The 17,251-nt window shown below is 70.6% G+C and carries 14 protein-coding genes and 2 pseudogenes; 9 read left to right on the top strand and 7 right to left on the bottom strand.

The window, feature by feature from the left end; genetic code table 11:
* The first annotated feature begins 144 nt into the window (after positions 1 to 144).
* From ACFY0T_RS28610 to ACFY0T_RS28580, 7 genes and pseudogenes are all read left to right on the top strand, one after another.
* Complete coding sequence (locus ACFY0T_RS28610; protein ID WP_388876402.1) at positions 145 to 375, top strand: hypothetical protein; 231 nt, start codon at positions 145 to 147, stop codon at positions 373 to 375.
* A 196-nt stretch (positions 376 to 571) separates the two neighbouring features.
* Entirely contained in the window at positions 572 to 1,222 is a 651-nt protein-coding gene (locus tag ACFY0T_RS28605) for a GntR family transcriptional regulator (protein ID WP_388876399.1), read from the top strand.
* A gap of 236 nt (positions 1,223 to 1,458) precedes the next feature.
* Positions 1,459 to 2,209: pseudogene (locus tag ACFY0T_RS28600) on the top strand (PIG-L deacetylase family protein).
* A pseudogene (locus tag ACFY0T_RS28595) lies at positions 2,206 to 2,883 on the top strand (4-carboxy-4-hydroxy-2-oxoadipate aldolase/oxaloacetate decarboxylase); the annotation flags it as partial. The pseudogenes ACFY0T_RS28600 and ACFY0T_RS28595, both read left to right, overlap by 4 nt.
* 21 nt (positions 2,884 to 2,904) lie before the next feature.
* Complete coding sequence (locus ACFY0T_RS28590) at positions 2,905 to 3,426, top strand: MarR family winged helix-turn-helix transcriptional regulator (protein WP_388876824.1); 522 nt, start codon at positions 2,905 to 2,907, stop codon at positions 3,424 to 3,426.
* 383 nt (positions 3,427 to 3,809) lie between these two features.
* Positions 3,810 to 4,586, top strand: a complete 777-nt coding sequence (locus tag ACFY0T_RS28585; RefSeq protein ID WP_388876397.1) for a GNAT family N-acetyltransferase — start codon at positions 3,810 to 3,812, stop codon at positions 4,584 to 4,586.
* Between the two features lie 94 nt (positions 4,587 to 4,680).
* Positions 4,681 to 5,637 carry an NAD-dependent epimerase/dehydratase family protein gene (locus ACFY0T_RS28580; protein ID WP_388876394.1) on the top strand — a complete coding sequence of 319 codons (957 nt, stop codon included), beginning with the start codon at positions 4,681 to 4,683 and terminating at the stop codon, positions 5,635 to 5,637.
* 193 nt (positions 5,638 to 5,830) lie between these two features.
* Here the strand turns inward: ACFY0T_RS28580 and ACFY0T_RS28575 are convergent, their stop codons facing one another.
* Together ACFY0T_RS28575 and ACFY0T_RS28570 are read right to left on the bottom strand one after the other, a co-directional pair.
* Positions 5,831 to 6,712 (bottom strand): GNAT family N-acetyltransferase, encoded by an 882-nt coding sequence (locus ACFY0T_RS28575; protein ID WP_388876391.1) that lies wholly within the window; start codon positions 6,710 to 6,712, stop codon positions 5,831 to 5,833.
* A 193-nt stretch (positions 6,713 to 6,905) separates the two neighbouring features.
* Positions 6,906 to 7,169 carry a GlsB/YeaQ/YmgE family stress response membrane protein gene (locus ACFY0T_RS28570; protein WP_388876388.1) on the bottom strand — a complete coding sequence of 88 codons (264 nt, stop codon included), beginning with the start codon at positions 7,167 to 7,169 and terminating at the stop codon, positions 6,906 to 6,908.
* A 232-nt stretch (positions 7,170 to 7,401) separates the two neighbouring features.
* Here ACFY0T_RS28570 and ACFY0T_RS28565 point away from each other — a divergent pair, with 232 nt between their 5' ends.
* Positions 7,402 to 8,841 (top strand): hydrolase, encoded by a 1,440-nt coding sequence (locus ACFY0T_RS28565; RefSeq protein WP_388876385.1) that lies wholly within the window; start codon positions 7,402 to 7,404, stop codon positions 8,839 to 8,841.
* Between the two features lie 62 nt (positions 8,842 to 8,903).
* On the opposite strand, the gene ACFY0T_RS28560 is transcribed toward ACFY0T_RS28565, so the two are convergent.
* Together ACFY0T_RS28560 and ACFY0T_RS28555 are read right to left on the bottom strand one after the other, a co-directional pair.
* Positions 8,904 to 11,630: a sugar-binding domain-containing protein gene (locus tag ACFY0T_RS28560; RefSeq protein ID WP_388876382.1), complete on the bottom strand. Its 2,727-nt coding sequence runs from the start codon at positions 11,628 to 11,630 to the stop codon at positions 8,904 to 8,906.
* A 188-nt stretch (positions 11,631 to 11,818) separates the two neighbouring features.
* Positions 11,819 to 13,000 carry an ROK family protein gene (locus ACFY0T_RS28555; protein ID WP_388876821.1) on the bottom strand — a complete coding sequence of 394 codons (1,182 nt, stop codon included), beginning with the start codon at positions 12,998 to 13,000 and terminating at the stop codon, positions 11,819 to 11,821.
* A gap of 199 nt (positions 13,001 to 13,199) precedes the next feature.
* Between ACFY0T_RS28555 and ACFY0T_RS28550 the strand changes: the two genes are divergently transcribed.
* Positions 13,200 to 14,654, top strand: a complete 1,455-nt coding sequence (locus tag ACFY0T_RS28550; protein ID WP_388876380.1) for an APC family permease — start codon at positions 13,200 to 13,202, stop codon at positions 14,652 to 14,654.
* A gap of 20 nt (positions 14,655 to 14,674) precedes the next feature.
* On the opposite strand, the gene ACFY0T_RS28545 is transcribed toward ACFY0T_RS28550, so the two are convergent.
* Genes ACFY0T_RS28545 through ACFY0T_RS28535 form a run of 3 tightly spaced genes read right to left on the bottom strand, consistent with a single transcriptional unit; the run spans position 14,675 to position 17,099 of the window.
* Complete coding sequence (locus tag ACFY0T_RS28545) at positions 14,675 to 15,232, bottom strand: hypothetical protein (protein WP_388876377.1); 558 nt, start codon at positions 15,230 to 15,232, stop codon at positions 14,675 to 14,677.
* Entirely contained in the window at positions 15,229 to 15,840 is a 612-nt protein-coding gene (locus tag ACFY0T_RS28540) for a GNAT family N-acetyltransferase (RefSeq protein ID WP_388876374.1), read from the bottom strand. Before ACFY0T_RS28540 ends, ACFY0T_RS28545 begins: the two co-directional genes overlap by 4 nt.
* Complete coding sequence (locus tag ACFY0T_RS28535; protein ID WP_388876371.1) at positions 15,840 to 17,099, bottom strand: aminoglycoside phosphotransferase family protein; 1,260 nt, start codon at positions 17,097 to 17,099, stop codon at positions 15,840 to 15,842. Before ACFY0T_RS28535 ends, ACFY0T_RS28540 begins: the two co-directional genes overlap by 1 nt.
* Positions 17,100 to 17,251 lie beyond the last annotated feature (152 nt).

The raw sequence follows: 17,251 nt of genomic DNA, 5'->3' as shown, positions 1-17,251 counted from the left end.
GGGGCGATGCTAGCACGGGCACCGCAGCCGGCGGTGGCGGCGGGGGAGGTGCTGGAGGTAGCGCCCGCGGTAGGTGGTGGTGGGCAGGCGCAGTTCGAAGTGGATCTGCGGTTGATGGTGCCCTTGAGCTGACAGTACTCGTACGTGTTGGTGCCGCTCTTGGCCACGACGGTCGCCGAAGTGATGCCGGTCGCCGCGTCGTTGAGCCGGCTGAAGTCCTTGGCCGCGAGCTCGGCGCAGCTCAGCTTCGGCGCGGTGACGGGCAGATCCTGGCCGGCGGTGCTGGTGGTCGTGGTGTCGGCCGCGGTGCTGACGGTGGTGCCGGTGGCGGCGACTGCGGCGGCTCTGGCGCGGGGCAGGCGCGGGAACAGGTGAGGTCGCCTCATGCGGGTCCTTCCCCTCAGGGGTGGACGACGGCATTGCGGCTTGCCGGGGCCGATCAAGGTTGCCGGGGCCGATCAAGGCCGGCGTGGTGGTGCCGTAGCGCCGCCGACGCACGTCGGCAACATAGAGAACAAAATTGTTGACAATCTTGTTTACGTTCGACAGGCACTCACTCAGGGAGGGCGCGATGCAGAAGGAAGCCCGTCCAGGCACCGGAGAGCAGGCCAAGCAGCATGCGCTGGCGCAGCTGCGGCAGGCGATTCTGCGCGGCGAGATGGCACCGGCCCAGCGGCTGGTGGAGAACGAACTCGCCGAGCAGTTCGGTGTCACTCGGGCCAGCGTCCGGGCGGCGCTGATCGAGCTGGAATCGGAGGGACTGGTCGAGCGGATCCGCAACCGTGGATCGCGGGTTCGGGTGGTGACGGTCGAGGAAGCGGTCGCCATCACCGAGTGCCGTATGGCCCTCGAAGGGCTGTGCGCGGCCAAGGCGGCCATCGCGGCCAGCGATGAACAGCTGGCCGAGCTGGGCGACTTGGGCGCGGCGATGTCCAAGGCGGTCGCTGACGGCGAGCCGGTGACCTACTCCGAGCTCAACCATGAAGTGCACGCCCGGATCGGGGAGTTCTCCGGTCAGCAGGTGGCCGTGGAGCTCCTGGAGCGCCTCAACGCTCAACTCGTGCGCCATCGCTTCCAGTTGGCGCTCAGACCGGGGCGTGCCCAGCAGTCCCTGGGTGAACACCTGACCATGATCGAAGCGATCAGGGCCAGGGACCCGCAGGCGGCCGAAGCGGCCGTCCGCGTCCACCTCGGCAGTGTGATCGACGCGCTGCGCGACTGACGTTCCGCGCGGTGACGTGCTGTGCGCCGGACGAAGCCGAGGTGGGCGTGCACCTGTCCACCACGGCGAGTGAGCCGAAGGGACGCGCCGGAGGCGGGAGCGATGAGGGTCCCCCGTTCGAGCGAGGCCGAGAACTGGGGGAGTGCGTCGGCCCGAAGGGCTGAGCGCGGTCGCCCCCTCGACACCGGTTGCGGCGCCCCGGAGGTGAGCCGTCTGAAAGAGGAGTGATGTCCGCAATGACGCACGGCAACGCGCCCGCCACCCCACGATCGACGCTGGTCGTCACCGCGCATGCCGGGGACTTCGTGTGGCGTGCCGGGGGAGCCATCGCCCTGGCCGCATCCCGGGGAGAGAAGGTCACCATCGAGTGCCTGACCTTCGGCGAGCGCGGCGAGTCCGCCAAGGCCTGGCGCGAGGGCAAGAAGCTCGAAGAGATCAAGGCGATACGCCGGGACGAGGCCGAGAAGGCCGCCGCCACCCTCGGTGCCGAGGTCCGCTTCTTCGACGCCGGCGACTACCCGCTGATCGCCACCGCCGAGCTGACCGACCAACTGGTGGCCGTCTACCGGGAGACCCAGCCCGACGTCGTCCTCACCCACCCGACCGAGGACCCGTACAACGGCGACCACCCGGCCGCCCACCGCATGGCGCTGGAGGCCCGCGTCCTCGCCCAGGCCATCGGCTACCCCGGCCCGGGCGAGATCATCGGGCGCCCCGCCGGTCTTCTACTTCGAGCCGCACCAGCCCGAGATGAGCGGCTTCAAGCCCGAGGTTCTCCTCGACATCACCGAGGTGTGGGAGACCAAGCGCAAGGCCATGGAGTGCCTCGGCGCCCAGCAGCACCTGTGGGACTACTACACCGACCTCGCCGTCCGCCGTGGAGTCCAGCTCAAGCGCAATGCCGGCCCGAACCTGGGCCTGGTCCACAAGACCATGGCCGAGGCGTACATGCGTCCGTACCCGCAGATCGCGAAGGAGCTGGCATGAGCGGCGTGATCGTCACCAACCCGCCGAAGGCGGGCGCGAAGGACGTTAAGGCGCTGGCCGGTTTCGGCGTGGCCACCGTCAGCGAGGCCATGGGCCGCACCGGTCTGCTCGGCCCGGAGATCCGCCCCATCCAGCAGGGCGTACGGGTCGTGGGGACCGCCGTGACCGTGCTCAGCTGGCCCGGCGACAACCTCGTGATCCACGCCGCTGTGGAGCAGTGCGGCGAGGGCGACATCCTGGTCGTCACCACCACCTCCGCGTCCACCGACGGCATGTTCGGCGAGTTGTTCGCGACCGCCCTGCAGAGGCGCGGCGTGCGCGGCCTGATCATCAACGCGGGCATCCGGGACACCCAGGAACTGCGCGACATGGGCTTCGCCGCCTGGTCCCGGGCCGTCTCCGCGCAGGGCACCGTCAAGGCCACCGGCGGCTCGGTCAACGTGCCGGTCGCCGTCGACGGCCAGGTCATCCGCCCCGGCGACGTGATCCTCGCCGACGACGACGGCGTCGTGGTGGTGCCTCGCGAGCAGGTCCGCCGGGCCGCCGAGGCGTCCGAGGCCCGCGAGAACAAGGAGGCCGCGTCCCGCGCCGCCTTCATTGAGGGCCAGCTGGGCCTGGACCGCTACGGGCTGCGCGAGACGCTCGTACGACTGGGTGTGACCTACCAGGCTTACACGGCTTGCTGGCTCGGCCGGATGCCTCCCGGAGGCCGGCGGACGGCGTGGTTATCCTCGAAGCCCGCCGTCCTCAGAGGAGCCATGACCGGACCCGCCAAGGCCGCACTCACCAAAAACTTGCCTCAACTGTTCATTGAGGCGAAGCGCTGGTTCGACGACGCGCTGCTCGCCAGCATGCGGGCCGCGGGCGAGCAGCCGGTGAGCAGCGCCCAGGGCGCCGTCTTCGCGATGCTGGACGACGAGGGCACCTCGATCTCCGAACTCGCCCGCCGGATCGGGGTCACCCGGCAGACCGCGCATCAAGCCGTGCACGGACTGATCGGGACGGGGCTCCTGGAGCAGGTGCCGGACCCGGACTCCGCCCGCGCCAGCCTGGTCCGCGTCACCGCCGAGGGAGCTCGCGTCCACCGCCGCGCGCAGGCCACCCTCGCCCTCATCGAACAAGCCCTGGCCGAACGCATCGGCCCCGCCGCGGCCACCGCCCTGCGGCGCGCGCTGAGCGAGCCCTGGGGGGACCCTCCCTCGGTGGGAGCGCCCTGAAGTCCCCCGTTGGGGTGCTTTCTCCGGGAGCGGTCGCGTCAACTGCCGCCCAGAAGCCGGGAAATCTCCCGGCACGTCTCCAACCGCGGCAGCAATTCGTCCACCAGCCGGGCGGAAGGGAACTCATCGGCGGGCACCGCCGGTGCACTTCGCCCCCGGCGAGCGCACCGGCCGCTACCGCACCGACCTCGACCGTCCCGTCACGGGGGACGACGGCCAGGCCCGCCTCTCCTACGAGGACTACGTGGTCGCCCCATCGACGGGATCGAGAGCCCCGAGCACCTGGGCGGCGGCTTCACCGTGGGCTACTGAGCCGCTCGGGTGCAGCCCCGCCACGGCATATACCCATTGCCTCAGTCGCCCCGGGGTGCTGGAGTGACCCCATGGATCACGTTGCGGTACTGGCCCTGTTCGATCGAGACATGCGGGAGGGAGCGCGGCCCGACGCCCCGGATGCCCGGGTCGAGCGCGTCGGCAAAGTGGTGCGCCAGATCGGCGCCGAGCGGGGCTGGAACGGGGTGATCTGGTCGGACCTGGACGAGACGGGTGCCGACGCGGCGATCGCCGAACAGATCCGGTACTTCTCCGAACTCGGTCGCGAGTTCGAGTGGAAGCTGTACGGGCACGACAAGCCGGAGGACCTCGGGCACCGGCTGCGGACGGCCGGATTCACCGCCGAGCCCGAGGAGACACTGATGGTCGCCGAACTGGCCGATCTGGCGCTCGACGCCGAGCCGCCCGAGGGCGTACGGCTGCTTCCCGTCACCGACCGCGCGGGCGTCGACCTGGTCGCCGACGTCCACGAACAGGCCTTCGGTACGGACAGCACGCGCATGCGCCACCAGCTGCTCGCCCAGCTCACCGGCGACGCGGACACGGTCGTCGCGGTCGTGGCCCTCGCCGGTGACGTACCGGTCAGCGCGGCCCGCATGGAACTCCTGCCCGGCACCCGTTTCGCCGGGCTGTGGGGCGGCGGCACGGTCGAGTCCTGGCGCGGCCGCGGCATCTACCGCGCCCTCGTCGCCCACCGCGCCCGCGTCGCCGCCGAGCGCGGCTACCGCTACGTCCAGGTCGACGCCTCCAGCCAGAGCCGCCCGGTTCTCGCCCGCCTCGGCTTCCAGCCACTGACCACGACGACGCCGTACGTGTACACGTCGTAATGCCGACCCCGCACGCACGGTGACGGTTTTCGCAAGGAGGCAAGCTGCCGGGATCCGATGTCACATCCCGGCCCCCTCGATCCGTCGCATCCGCATGACGACGAACCAGAGCATCCTCCTGGCCGGAGCGAGCGGCGTTCTCGGCCGGCACATCACTCGCGCCCTGACCGACGCGGGCCACCAGGTCACCGGCCTCGGCCGGGGCCCCGCCAACGGGGTCCGGGCCGACCTGACGGACCGCGACGCCCTACTGCGCGCCGTCGACGGGCAGCACTTCGACACGGTCGTCCTCGCCGCCACCGCCCTGCGCAAGGCGCCCCTGCGCCACCGCGACATGCACGCGACCAACGCGCTGCGCATCGACGGCACCGCCCACCTCATCGAAGCCGCCCGGGCCACCGGCGCACGGCGACTCGTCGCCGAGTCGATGGTCTTCGGGTACGGATACGGCGACCACGGCGACCACGTCCTCACGGAGGACGACGCGTTCGGCCCGCAGGGCGCCACCGCGAAGCTGGAACAGCACATCGCCGCCATGCGCATCAAGGAGCAACTCACCTTCGAGGCAACCGGGCTGGAGGGAATCGCGCTGCGCTTCGGCCTCTTCTACGGCCCCGGCGGCACCGACGCCATCCTGCCCATGCTGCGCAAGCGGCAGCTCCCCGTGGCCGACGACCAGGGCCGGGTCCTGCCGTGGATCGACCTCGTCGACGCCGCGAGCGCGGTCGTCGCCGCCGTCGAACACGGCCGCCCCGGCCAGGCCTACAACATCGTCGACCGCACCCCGCTGGGGTTCGCCGCCCATGTCCGCGCCGTGGCCGAGCAGTTCGGCCTGCCGAAGCCGACGACCGTACCGCTGTGGCTGATGAAGCCCATGTCGTACGCGCACGCGATGATGCGGACGACCATGCGGGTGTCCGCGGCGAAGGCGGAGCGGGAACTGGGCTGGACCCCCGTCCATCCATCCAGTCACGACGGGCTGGCCGCGCTCAGGGCGACGACAGCCGCAGCCGCCCGAAGCGCGAACATGGGCCGAACGGAACGCAGTTGAGGGCCGGTCGGCCCACGCGGGCGAGAGCGCGGGAGGGCATGCTGAGGGTGTGGACGCAAGCCGTCCCGGGGGGACTGCCTCCCGTCGCGCTCGACTCTCCCGCGCCAAGCGCTCGGTCGAGGCGGCAGGCCCGCCGACCGCGGAGGGGAGCCGCGTCGGCGGGCCTGAACCCAACACCGCGCATCCGGCTTCCTCAGAGATCCAGCTGGTACTCCACCGCCCTGTGCGTGGGCAGATAGCCGAGCGCGTCGTTGATGCCGCGCATGGGCGCGTTGCTGTCGGCGGTGTCCGTGAGCAGGCCGTCGAGTTCCGGGTGGCGCCGGCGCGCCAGACGGATCGACTCCGCCTTCATCCAGAGCCCCAGGCCGTGGCCGCGGTGCTCGGGCAGCACGCCGGTGCCGTAGTGCTGGGCGTCGCCCCGGCCGTCGCCCGGCACGACGAGTTCGGAGAAGCCGACGACCGCACCGTCCGAGCGGTCCACCACCGCGACCGTGTGGAGCGACTCCCCGCGCTTCGCGACGGCTTCGGCCGCCGCCAGGACCCGCTCCACGTCCCATACGACGGTTCCGTAGTCGGTCCCCTCCATCGGCATGTCGTCCATGGCCCGCCGCGAGTTTGCGAAGGTCCGCGCCAGCTCGGGCGGCACGATGCCGTCCCAGTGCGTCAACTCGTAGCCAGGATGCGGCCGTTCGACGATCTCGGTGATCCGCGCGAGATCCACCTCGGCCATCGCGAGCCTGGCGTACGTCAGCGCCAGCACCCGGCGGAAGCCGCGCGCCGCCAGGAACACGTCACCGGGGGAGCCGGCTTCGGCCTGCGCGACGAGCGACCGCCGCCCGTCGTCCCGCGCCGCGGAGACGGCCGCGTCCAGCAGTGCGCTGCCCACACCCTGCCGCCGCTCGGCAGGGTGTACCGCGAGCTCCAACTCGGCGAGATGCTCCTGACCCTCCTTGGTGAACAACCGAAGGAAAGCGGAGCCCACGGGGGCTCCCTCGGTGCCGGAGGCGAGCCAGGCCAGGCGGCGGCTCGACGGTGTGGGCTCGGGATCGGTCAGCGGCGTGATGCGCGGCGGCAAGGTCTCTCCGTGGTGTCGGGTACGCGGGGGCGAAGCCCGCAGAACGTAGCCGTACCGGCGCGCCACCTGCAACGGAATTCGTCGCACGCGGCGGCACAGCTACGCACTGGCACACCGGTCCGCCCCACAGATGCGCCCACAGCTTCCGCGAACGCACCTACGAACGCACCCGTAAACCCATCCGCCGCGCCCGTCAGCGGCGCACCTTCGCCCGGTCCAGCGCCGCGACTCCCAGTGCCGCCAGCCCGATTTGGATGAGCCACTCGATCCAGTCGATGCCCTTGGTGTCGGCGACGCCGAACGCGGCGGCGATCCCCGCGCCGATGAACGCGGCCACGATGCCGACGGCGATCGTCCACAGGATGCCGATGCGCTGGCGGCCCGGAACGACGAGCCGGCCCAGTACGCCGATGATGATGCCGATGAGGATGGCACTGATGATGCCTGAGATCTCCATCTCCGCCCCTCTTTGTCGGTCCCCCGCAGTTATGTATGTGCCCCCAGGACGCGGAGGCACTCCGCTCCGCTTCGCGGCGCCCCGGGATGCGCTCCGATGCCCTCCTGTTCAGTCGCGGTTTCGCCATGTACCGTTCAATAATCTGTCGCGCGGTAGACCGCCAACTTCCGTTCTACGCGCGCAGACTTGGCGCCCGCACCGCCTCTCCCCACCCCTCACGGAGGTTTGCCGGATGCTCGGATTCAGAAGATCCCGCCACAGACTCACCACGGCGCTGGCCGTGTTCGGACTGCTCACCACGGGCGCCGTCGTCCAGGCGGCCACCGCCGCCCCCGCCCACGCGGCGACCACGCACCGCATCCTGTTCGACAACGGCCACGCCGAGACGGCGGGCAACGCCGACTGGATCATCTCCACCAGCCAGCCCGACCCGCTCGGCCAGGACTCCTCCCCGTCCGCCGAGACGGACTGGACCGGCGCGCTGTCCTCCTGGGGTGTGGCCCTGCAGAAGACCGGCAGCTACAGCCTCAAGACGCTGCCTTCGGGCTCCACCCTCAGCTACGGCGGTTCGGCCGCGACCGACCTGTCGAACTTCGACACGCTGGTGCTGCCCGAGCCCAACACGCTCTTCACCACGGCCGAGAAGACCGCGATCATGACGTTCGTGAAGAACGGCGGCGGCCTGTTCATGATCTCCGACCACACCGGCGCCGACCGCAACAACGACGGCGAGGACGCGGTCGAGATCCTCAACGACCTGATGACCAACAACAGCGTCGACAGCACGGACCCGTTCGGCTTCTCCATCGACTCGCTGAGCATCAGCTCCGACCACCCGAGCGCCATCAGCGACAGCACCAATCCGGTGCTGCACGGCTCGTTCGGCACCGTCACCAAGAGCCTGATCGCCAGCGGTACGACGGCCACCCTCAAGCCCGCCGACAACTCGGCCGTCAAGGGCCTGCTCTACCGGACCGGTTACTCCGGCAACACCGGCGCGTTCTTCGCGACCAGCACCTTCGGCAGCGGACGCGTCGCCTTCTGGGGCGACAGCTCGCCGATCGACGACGGCACCGGCCAGTCCGGCAACACGCTGTACGACGGCTGGAACGACACCGGCGCCACCAACGCGGCGCTCGCCCTGAACGCCACCGAATGGCTCGCGAGCGCGAGCGGCAGCGGTGGAGGCGGCGGCACCTGCACGGCCGCCCAGCTGCTCGCCAACCCCGGCTTCGAGTCCGGCAGTTCGTCCTGGACCGCGAGCAGCGGCGTGATCACCACCGACTCCGGCGAGGCCGCCCGCACCGGCTCGTACAAGGCCTGGCTGAACGGCTACGGCTCGGCCCACACCGACACGCTCTCCCAGTCGGTGACCATCCCGTCCGGCTGCTCGGCCACCCTGAGCTTCTACCTCCACGTGGACACGGCCGAGACGACCACCAGCACGGCGTACGACACCCTGAAGGCCCAGGTCCTCAACAGCAGTGGCACGGTGCTGTCGACCCTGGCCACGTACTCGAACCTGAACGCCGCCTCGGGGTACACGCAGCGCACCTTCAGCCTCGGCACCGCCTATGCCGGGCAGACGGTCACGATCAAGTTCACCGGCACCGAAGGCTCCACGCTCCAGACGTCGTTCGTCATCGACGACACGGCGCTCAACGTGAGCTGAGCACGAGATGACCGAGAAGGGCGGGCCCGAACCCACTGCCCGCCCTTCCCATCCCCTTCCGCCTACGTCGCCGGGACCGTCCTCTCGGGCGTGTTCCATCCCGAGACCCGCACATGAGCGGTCGACCCGTGCAGGTCGGCCGTCCTGTAGGTGGCCGTCAGGGTCGTCGACTCGCCGGGCCACAGGCTGACCTGGTTGTCGGACCACTGAACCGGCAGCACCGGCTTGCCCTGCGCGTCCACGAGGTGCGCATCGGTGAGGAGCGACGGCGTCTTCCCGGTCCCCGTGTTCCGTAGGGTGACCGTCGTGGTGGAGGTGCCGTCCGTACCGGAAGAGGTGGACGCGGTCGCCGAAACCGGCGCCTGCGCCATGGAGTTGAGCCCCTTGAGGTCCGCGTAGCTCGTCGTCGGCGTGTAGTACCAGTCGGTGTTGGCCCAGTCGAGCGTGTCCGGCTTCGTCGACAGCCAGTACACGTTGCGGCTGATCTCCTTGCCCTTGGGGTCGGTGAGGATCAGGCGTGCGAGATACGTCGTCGACAGTCCGCTCACCGAGGACGGCACCGTGAGCGCGGTGCTGTGCGCTCCGTCCCCGCCCACGCTCACCCCGGTCGCCGTCCTGTCGTACTTCTGCGCACCGTCGGTGGTGAAGAGCGTGACCCGGGCCGTCAGCCCGGAGGCGGCCGCGTGCCGGTTGTTCACCACCACGACCGAGCGGTTGTCGTACGAGTACTGGATGTGCAGTGGCTCATTGGCCTTCTTGGCGCCGAAGTAGGCACCGCCCTGGTCGAGGTAACGGTCCATCAGCTGCCAGTGCAGTGAGGTCCAGCCGCTGTTGAACATCCAGTAGACAACCCCGGTCGAGGGCTTCGAGGCGTCGGTGGCATTGCGCCCGTACGCCTCGTACTGCGCGCGCACGTTCTCGTACTGGGCGAGCTGTGCCTTGCGTACGTAGTCCGTGAGGCCGGTCGGTGCGCCGTAGCGGCCGGCCAAAGCGTTGTCGTAGATCTTGAGGGTGCCGAAGGTCGACGACGGCGAGCGGTGGTACTGCTTGGCGCCCGGGTTCTGCCAGAGGGTGTCGAGTTCGGCGGGGGACATCATGCGGCGCAGGGTGTCGAGCGTGGGGATGTCGGGGCCCCCGCTGGTCTCGGAGTTGAAGCCGGTGGCGCCGCCCTCGCGCTTGGCGTACCAGTAGTTCGGCGGAATCCAGTCGTACGGCCCGGTCATCTTCATGCCCGAACGGCCGGACACGGGCGATGATTTGTCGGAGGCGGCGGCGACCACGGGCGTCGGCCAGTCGGCGGCCTTCAGCGCGTCGAGGTAGTTCTTCTCGATCGTGGCGTCCGGTGCGAAGTCGCTGCCGATGAGGAACGAGATGACGCTCGGGTGGTCGCGCAGACGGGCGGCTTCGGCGGCCATCGACGCCTTGGCGACCGGGTAGTCGGCGGGGGTCCACTTCTCGCCCCTCTCGCTGCCGTTGACGTTGCCCTCCCACTTGTCGCAGCACTCCCAGCCGGGCAGCGTGAGGATGCCGTACTGGTCGGCGAGGTCGAAGAACTCGTCCGGCTCGATGTGCCCTTCCAGGCGGATGGTGTTGAGACCCAGGTCGAGCGCGTACTTCAGCCGGTCCTCGACGTACGTCCGGTTCCAGCGCAGGAACTCGTCGGGGGACCAGCCGCCGCCCTTGATCAGCAGCTTGCGGCCGTTGATGCTGTACTGCCGGGCGCCGTCGGAGTTGAGCGGCGCCTTCACGTCGCGGATGCCGAAGTCCTCGTGCGCGGTGTCCGAGGGGGTGCCGGCGACCGAGGCGGTCAGATCGAGGCCGTACAGGGGCTGTCCGCCCATGCCTGCCGGCCACCACACCTTCGGTGATTCCAGGTGCAGGCCGGGGGAGTCGGCCGGTGTGAAGGTGACCGTCTTCGTCTCGTGCGCGGCGAGCGGGACGGTCTTGGTGAACGACGTCGATCCGATGGTGCCGGAGACGGTGGCCGTGACGGCGGTGTCCGTCTCGTTGCGCGCCTTCGCCTTGACCGTCAGGTCCGCGGAGGCGAGCGAGGGGACGGCGAGCTTGGTCACCACGTGTGCGTCGCGCAGCGCGACCGGGCCGCCGCGGCGGACGAGGACGTCGCGGACGATGCCCATGTTCTCGTCGGGCGGCGGCTGCAGCCAGTCGAGCCAGCCCATGGTCAGGTTCTTGTCGGGCTCGTTGGGCTGGATGCGGAAGGCGACCGTGTTGGTGCCCGCTCGCACCAGTGAGGTGATGTCCAGCTCGTGGTGTGTGTAGGCGCCCGCCACGTCCGCGGCCTTGGCGACCTGCTTGCCATTGACGTAGACGTCGGCCGCCGAGATGACCCCGCTGAAGTCCAGGTAGCTGCGCTCGGAGGTGTCGGCGACCGTGAAGTCGGAGCGGTACCACCAGGGCACGGCGAAGTCGTCCTTCGGGATCTTCCGCTGGTTCGTCGAATAGAACGGGTCCGCGTACTTGCCGTCCGCGAGCAGTGCCGCGAGGACGGTGGAACGGGAGCCCGCCGGATACCAGCCGCTCGCCGGATAGCCGGGAGTCGAGACGTCGGCCGCCGGGTCGGTGACCTTGGCGGTCGACTGGATCGCGTACCTGGTGAGCGCGGTGGTACTGCCCGCCGAGGAGGCCGCCTTGGTGGCGGGGGCGTGCCGGGCGGTGGCCGGTCCGGTGTCATGGGCTCCGGCCCACGCGCTCGTGGACAGGGTGCACATCAGGCCCAGGGCGACGGCGGCCGTGGCGCTGCGTCGTCGTGAGGCAGGGCGGTGGGACACGGTGGTCTCCTTGGGGGGTGGGGGAGCATCCGCGCTTCGGCACTGCAAGGTGGCAAGCTTCGACATGTAAGTTAGGAAACTTTACTAACTCGCCCACAAGCTAGGCGGCTGAGTAAGCCATGTCAATCACCGCAGGGCAGCGCGGTCCGCTCGGACAGGTGCGCTCCGCTCGCAGGGGCGCGTGCCGCTCAGGAGGCAGACCGGCGCTCGAACACCACATCACGCGCCGTCCCCAGCGCCGTCGCCACCGCACCGAGCAGCACCGCGTCCTCACCCAGTCGGCTGGGCACGATCTTCGGGCGCAGCGGCGTGAGGGTGCGCAGCGTCTCGCGCACCGGAGGCAGCAGCAGATCGACGCTGTGGCCCACGCCCCCACCGAGGACCACCAGATCCGGGTCGAGCACCGCGGCCGCCGCCGCCACCGTGTGCGCGATCCGCTCGCCCTCCAGTCGCACCGCCTGGACCGCGGCGGGATGTCCCTCGCGCGCCGCGTCGAAGACGGCCTTCGCGGTGAGCTGCCCGGTCATGCCGAAGTGCCGCGCCGCCTCGACGACGGCCACACCCGACACCGCGTCCTCCAGCGTCTCCGGCTTCTGCTGCCCCGGCCACGGCAGGAACCCGATCTCCCCGGCCCCGCCGTGCGCCCCGGTGAACAGCCGCCCCTCGCTGACGACGCCCATGCCGAGACCGGTGCCGATCATGATGTACGTGAACAGACGGCTGCCCGCGCCGACGCCGTAGGTGTACTCGCCGAGCGCCGCGAGGTTGGCGTCGTTGTGCACCTCCAGCGGGATGCCCAGCTCCTCGCGCATCCGGTCGAACAGGCCCGCGCGCCCCCACCCGGGCAGATGCATCGCGTAGCGCACCCGGCGCCGCTTCTCGTCGTACACGCCCGGCGTGCCCACCACGGCGTGGGCCACCTCGTCCGCGCCGACACCGGAGTTGGCGACGACCTGGTGGGCCGTTGCGACCACCAGGTCGGCCATGGCGCCGGAGGTGCGGGCCCGGTTGCGTACGTCGGCCCGCGCGACCACGGCGCCGTCCAGATCGGCGACCGCGACGCGCAGCCAGCTGCGGCCGATGTCGATGCCGAGGGCGTAACCGGCCGCGGGGTCAGGGGCGTACAGGACCGCGACCCGGCCGCGCTCCGGGGCGTGGGTGCCGACCTCGTGGACCAGTCCGGCCTCCTCCAGGGCCGCGAGCGCGCTGGAGACCGTCGGCTTGGACAGCCCCGTCTCACGGGCGAGCTGGGCACGCGAGGCGGCGCCCGCGGTGCGCAGCCGGTCGAGGAGCAGCCGCTCGTTGGTGCTGCGCAGCCGCTGGCGGTTCCAGGGCTGTTGCGGCTGCTCTGCGGCGTCGCTGGCGGGCATCGCACCATTCTCACGCATGGGGGACACCCTCTTGACGCATCTAGTAAGGCTCCTTAACTTTATCGCCCAAGTCAGCCTCGCCGGGCGAGCCAAGGGGAGCCCAGCGTCGGCCGGTCACCCGCCGCCCTTGTTCCGTCGGCCGCCACTGAGGTCGGTCGTCACCTCGTACCTCTCCCCGCGTCTTGCTTCAGGAGGACCCATGTCAGGTAGCCCGCCGCCCAACGGCGGTTTCGTCCGCCGCGTCGGCCTGTTCCAGGCCACCGCCATCAACATGAGCCAGATGTGCGGCATCGGGCCGTTCGTGACGATCCCGCTGATGGTCGCGGCGTTCGGCGGCCCGCAGGCCGTCATCGGCTTCGTCGCCGGCGCGCTGCTGGCCCTCGCGGACGGGCTCGTCTGGGCCGAGATGGGCGCGGCGATGCCCGGCTCCGGCGGCAGTTACGTCTATCTGCGCCAGGCCTTCCAGTACCGCACCGGGCGCCTGATGCCGTTCCTGTTCGTGTGGACGGCCATGCTCTTCATCCCGCTCATCATGTCCACCGGCGTGGTCGGCTTCGTCCAGTACCTGGGCTATCTGGCCCCCGACATGGGCAAGACCACCGGGGACCTCATCGGGCTCGGCATCGTCGCCCTCGTGGTGATCCTGCTGTGGCGCGGCATCGAGCACATCGCGCGGATCACCGCCGTGATGTGGGCGGTCATGATCACCTCAGTGGTCCTGGTGATCCTCGCCGCGGCCACTGACTTCAGCGCGCACCTGGCCTTCACCTACCCGGCGCACGCCTTCGAGCTGAGCAGCAGTCACTTCTGGGTCGGTTTCGCCGCGGGCCTGACCATCGGCATCTACGACTACCTCGGCTACAACACCACCGCGTACATGGGCGCCGAGATCAAGGACCCGGGCCGCACCCTGCCCCGTTCCATCGTCTTCTCCATCCTCGGCATCATGGCGATCTATCTGCTGCTGCAGATCGGCACGCTCGGTGTCATCGACTGGCACCGGATGACCGACCCCGGTGACATCGCCGCCACGTCCGTGGCCTCCGCCGTCCTGGAGAAGACCTGGGGCAAGGGCGCCGCCGACACGGTCACGGTCCTCATCCTCATCACCGCGTTCGCCTCGGTCTTCACCGGCCTGCTTGGCGGCTCCCGGGTGCCGTACGACGCCGCCCGGGACCGGGTCTTCTTCCGCCCGTACGCCAAACTGCACCCCAAGCACCGCTTCCCGATGCTGGGCCTCGCGACCATGGGCGTCATCACGGCGATCGGGTTCCTCATCGGCCGCCACACCGACCTGGCCACGCTCATCCAGCTGCTCACCACCGTCATGGTGATCGTCCAGGCGCTGGCCCAGGTGGTCGCCCTCTCGGTGCTGCGCAAGCGGCAACCGCAACTGCGCCGCCCGTACAAGATGTGGCTCTATCCCGTGCCGAGCTTCCTCGCCCTCGCGGGCTGGCTCACCATCTACGGATACGCGGACAAGAACTCCCCGGGCCGCCACCCCATCGAATGGTCCCTGGCCTGGCTCGCCCTCGGCTGTATCGCCTACGTCGTCTGGGCCCGCTTGGAGAAGGTGTGGCCCTTCGGACCGAAGGAGATCACCGAGGAGTACCTGACCGCGCCGACGCCGGACGCGGAGCCCGCGGGGACGTGACGCACGGGCGCCCGCCCCTTTCAGAGACCGGAGCGCATCCACCCGGTGGCGGCCACGACCTCGCGCGCGATGTCGATCACCGCGCGGTCGTCGGTCGCCACCCGCACGGTGTCCGCGGGCGCCCGCTCGTCCAACAGCCGTGCCTTGTCGGCGCTGTTCTTCAGTTCCCGCTCCAACTCGGAGCCGATTTCCCGCCCCTCGAGCCGCCGGGCCGTGGTCTCGTCGGTGGCGGTCAGCAGCACGCGTACGAGGCGTGTGTCCGCTCCCATCGCCCGCTCGAACAGGCCCGCCGACTCGGCCAGCACACTCAGCGTGTTGGTGTAGACGAGCCGCCGGTAGCCCAGCTCGGCGAAGTTCCCCCACACCGCGCGGAGATTCCGCTCGGTGACCGCGGCGCGGTGCGGGTCGCCCTCCGGCGCCGGGTGCACCTGTCCCATGAAGTCGCCCTCGATCACCGCGTGGGGGACCTCCGCGGCCCGCAGCCGGGCCGAAACCTCCCACCCGACTGTGGACTTGCCGACGCCCGCGCGCCCGCCGATGAGCAGTACCTCCGCGTGGGCGGTCGAGCGCCGCGTCATCGGCGGCGCCCTTCGCCGAGCACGCCGTCGCTCTGCCCTTCGCTCAGCACGTCCTCGCCGTCGAGGTGGCTCCAGGTCCGCAGGACGACCTCCCGGCCTTTCGCCGTCCGAACGATCGGCTCGTCGTCGGTCAGCGCGAACCCGGCCGCCTTGGCGACCGCCTCGCTCGCCCCGTTCCCCTCCTCGATGCACAGCACCACACGCCGCCCTCCGACACGACGACGCGCGAAGCGCACCACGAGCCGGACCGCGCGGGTCGCGAGCCCCCGGCCCCGGTAGGCGGGTCCCACGCCGTAGGCGAGTTCGAGGTCCCGCTCGTCCGTCGCGCTGCGGAACAGCAGGATCTCACCCTGCGGAGGCCCGCCGTCCGTGGTGATGGCCAGCTGCACCGTCCGCCCCTCGGCGGCTTGCTGCTCGGCGGCGGCGAGGTACGCCCGCGCGGCCTCGGCGTCGAACGGCGACGGGACCGGCGTCCACCGGTCGATCTCGGGATCGTCGTAGAGCGCCACGAGGTCCGCCACGTCGTCGGCGGTCCACTCGCGCAGCTGCAGCCCCAGCCCTTCGATGTGCAGCGGCCTGGGGAAGTCGAACGTCGCTCGGTTGTCCATCAGTTGATCCTGCCGTGCGGAACAGGTGGCGGCAAAGGGGCTCCCGCGAGGTACGGGCTCGGCCTTGCGGCGCACCGCACCGCCGCGCGGATCTCATCCGCCGGATCTCCTTGGTGGTACGGCCGTTCCGAGGGCTCGATGCCATCGAGGAACTCCTGATAGCGGAGCGCGTACGTGAGATGGGCGAGCGGTTCGGCGAGGGCGAGGGCGCGCGCCGGGTCGGCCGTGGGGACCCGTGCCTGCCACGCGTCGATCCAGGCGCGGGCGGCCTGCGCGCGGCGCGACTCGGGAAGGAAGTCCTGGGCGCGCAGTCCGTCCAGCACCGGGTTGCCCCAGTGGGCGTCGGCGAAGTCCACGATCACGGGCGGACCGCCGTCACTGCGCCAGTTGCCGGGATGGAAGTCGCCGTGCACGAGCGTGTCGGGCAGCCCGCACTCGGCGAGGAGGTCCCAGCGGTCCATCAACTCCCTTGCGAAGGCGAGCTCTTGACCGCTCAGCTCCCGCGCGACCGGTCCGTCGAGCAGCTCGCGCAGCTGCCCGGTGAGGACGGGCGCCCGCCAGTCCCGGATGCCGGGCGGACGCCCCGACTCTCGCGCCGCGAGCGCCACCTGCGCCGCCACAAAGCGCCCCACGACGGCGCTGACCGTGTCGGACGACGCCTGCCAGCAGTCCTCGCCGGGGATGTGCTCCATCAGCATGCGATGCTCGCCGCAGCCGAGGAGCGTCGCGACCAGGCCCGGGGCGACCTGCGCGAACGCGCCGACGACCGTGGACTCGTCGGCCGCGAAGTGCGGGGTCGTCTTGAGCCAGACGGTGCCCCGCGCGGTGGGCAGGCGGAAGAGCCCGGCCAGGTTCCAGGTACGGCGCTGCTCGACCGGGCCGGTCACCGGCCGCCCCGCCGAGGCCAGCGTGACGGTCGCCCAGTCGAGGAGTTCGCGCAGGCCGTCCGCCCGCGCCCACGGTGAGCGGAACACCTCGTGGCCGGTCAACAGGCCCACATCGACGGGGCGTTGGTCGAGTGTGCTGGGCGCCGGACGCTCCAACGCCTCGACGTGGTACGTCACATGACCGTCCCGTCCGCCCGCACCGCCGTCGATATCCACGAGACGCAGGACCAGTACGGGTACGCCGAGCAGCGCCTCCAGCCGCGCGATGACCGGCTCCACCTCGGACCACCACGGGATGTCGACAGGGAAGGGGCCGGCCACACCGAGGAAGTCCTCGCCCGAGGTCACCCATGCGCTCACGGTTCGACTCACGGCGCCAGTGTGATCGGCCACGGTCGCTCCTGGCGAGCGAATATCCAGGCTCCGCAAGTGGGTTGCTCTATAGGACTGACAGCGCTACCGTCCAGTAAGTTGTTCCACGGGGCAGCAGGACTCGGAACAGCAGGACACAGACGCAGGACTCA

Source organism: Streptomyces sp. NPDC001530 (genome assembly GCF_042894545.1).
GTDB lineage: Bacteria > Actinomycetota > Actinomycetes > Streptomycetales > Streptomycetaceae > Streptomyces.
The sequence above is the reverse complement of the archived record's forward strand: the minus strand, read 5'-3'. Positions and strand labels throughout refer to the sequence as shown.

Coding starts and splice junctions, on each gene's coding strand:
- ACFY0T_RS28605 (WP_388876399.1), top strand. CDS start 572: ATGCAGAAGGAAGCCCGTCCAGGCACCGGAGAGCAGGCCAAGCAGCAT.
- ACFY0T_RS28590 (WP_388876824.1), top strand. CDS start 2,905: ATGCCTCCCGGAGGCCGGCGGACGGCGTGGTTATCCTCGAAGCCCGCC.
- ACFY0T_RS28585 (WP_388876397.1), top strand. CDS start 3,810: ATGGATCACGTTGCGGTACTGGCCCTGTTCGATCGAGACATGCGGGAG.
- ACFY0T_RS28580 (WP_388876394.1), top strand. CDS start 4,681: ATGACGACGAACCAGAGCATCCTCCTGGCCGGAGCGAGCGGCGTTCTC.
- ACFY0T_RS28570 (WP_388876388.1), bottom strand. CDS start 7,169: ATGGAGATCTCAGGCATCATCAGTGCCATCCTCATCGGCATCATCATC.
- ACFY0T_RS28565 (WP_388876385.1), top strand. CDS start 7,402: ATGCTCGGATTCAGAAGATCCCGCCACAGACTCACCACGGCGCTGGCC.
- ACFY0T_RS28555 (WP_388876821.1), bottom strand. CDS start 13,000: ATGCCCGCCAGCGACGCCGCAGAGCAGCCGCAACAGCCCTGGAACCGC.
- ACFY0T_RS28550 (WP_388876380.1), top strand. CDS start 13,200: ATGTCAGGTAGCCCGCCGCCCAACGGCGGTTTCGTCCGCCGCGTCGGC.
- ACFY0T_RS28545 (WP_388876377.1), bottom strand. CDS start 15,232: ATGACGCGGCGCTCGACCGCCCACGCGGAGGTACTGCTCATCGGCGGG.
- ACFY0T_RS28540 (WP_388876374.1), bottom strand. CDS start 15,840: ATGGACAACCGAGCGACGTTCGACTTCCCCAGGCCGCTGCACATCGAA.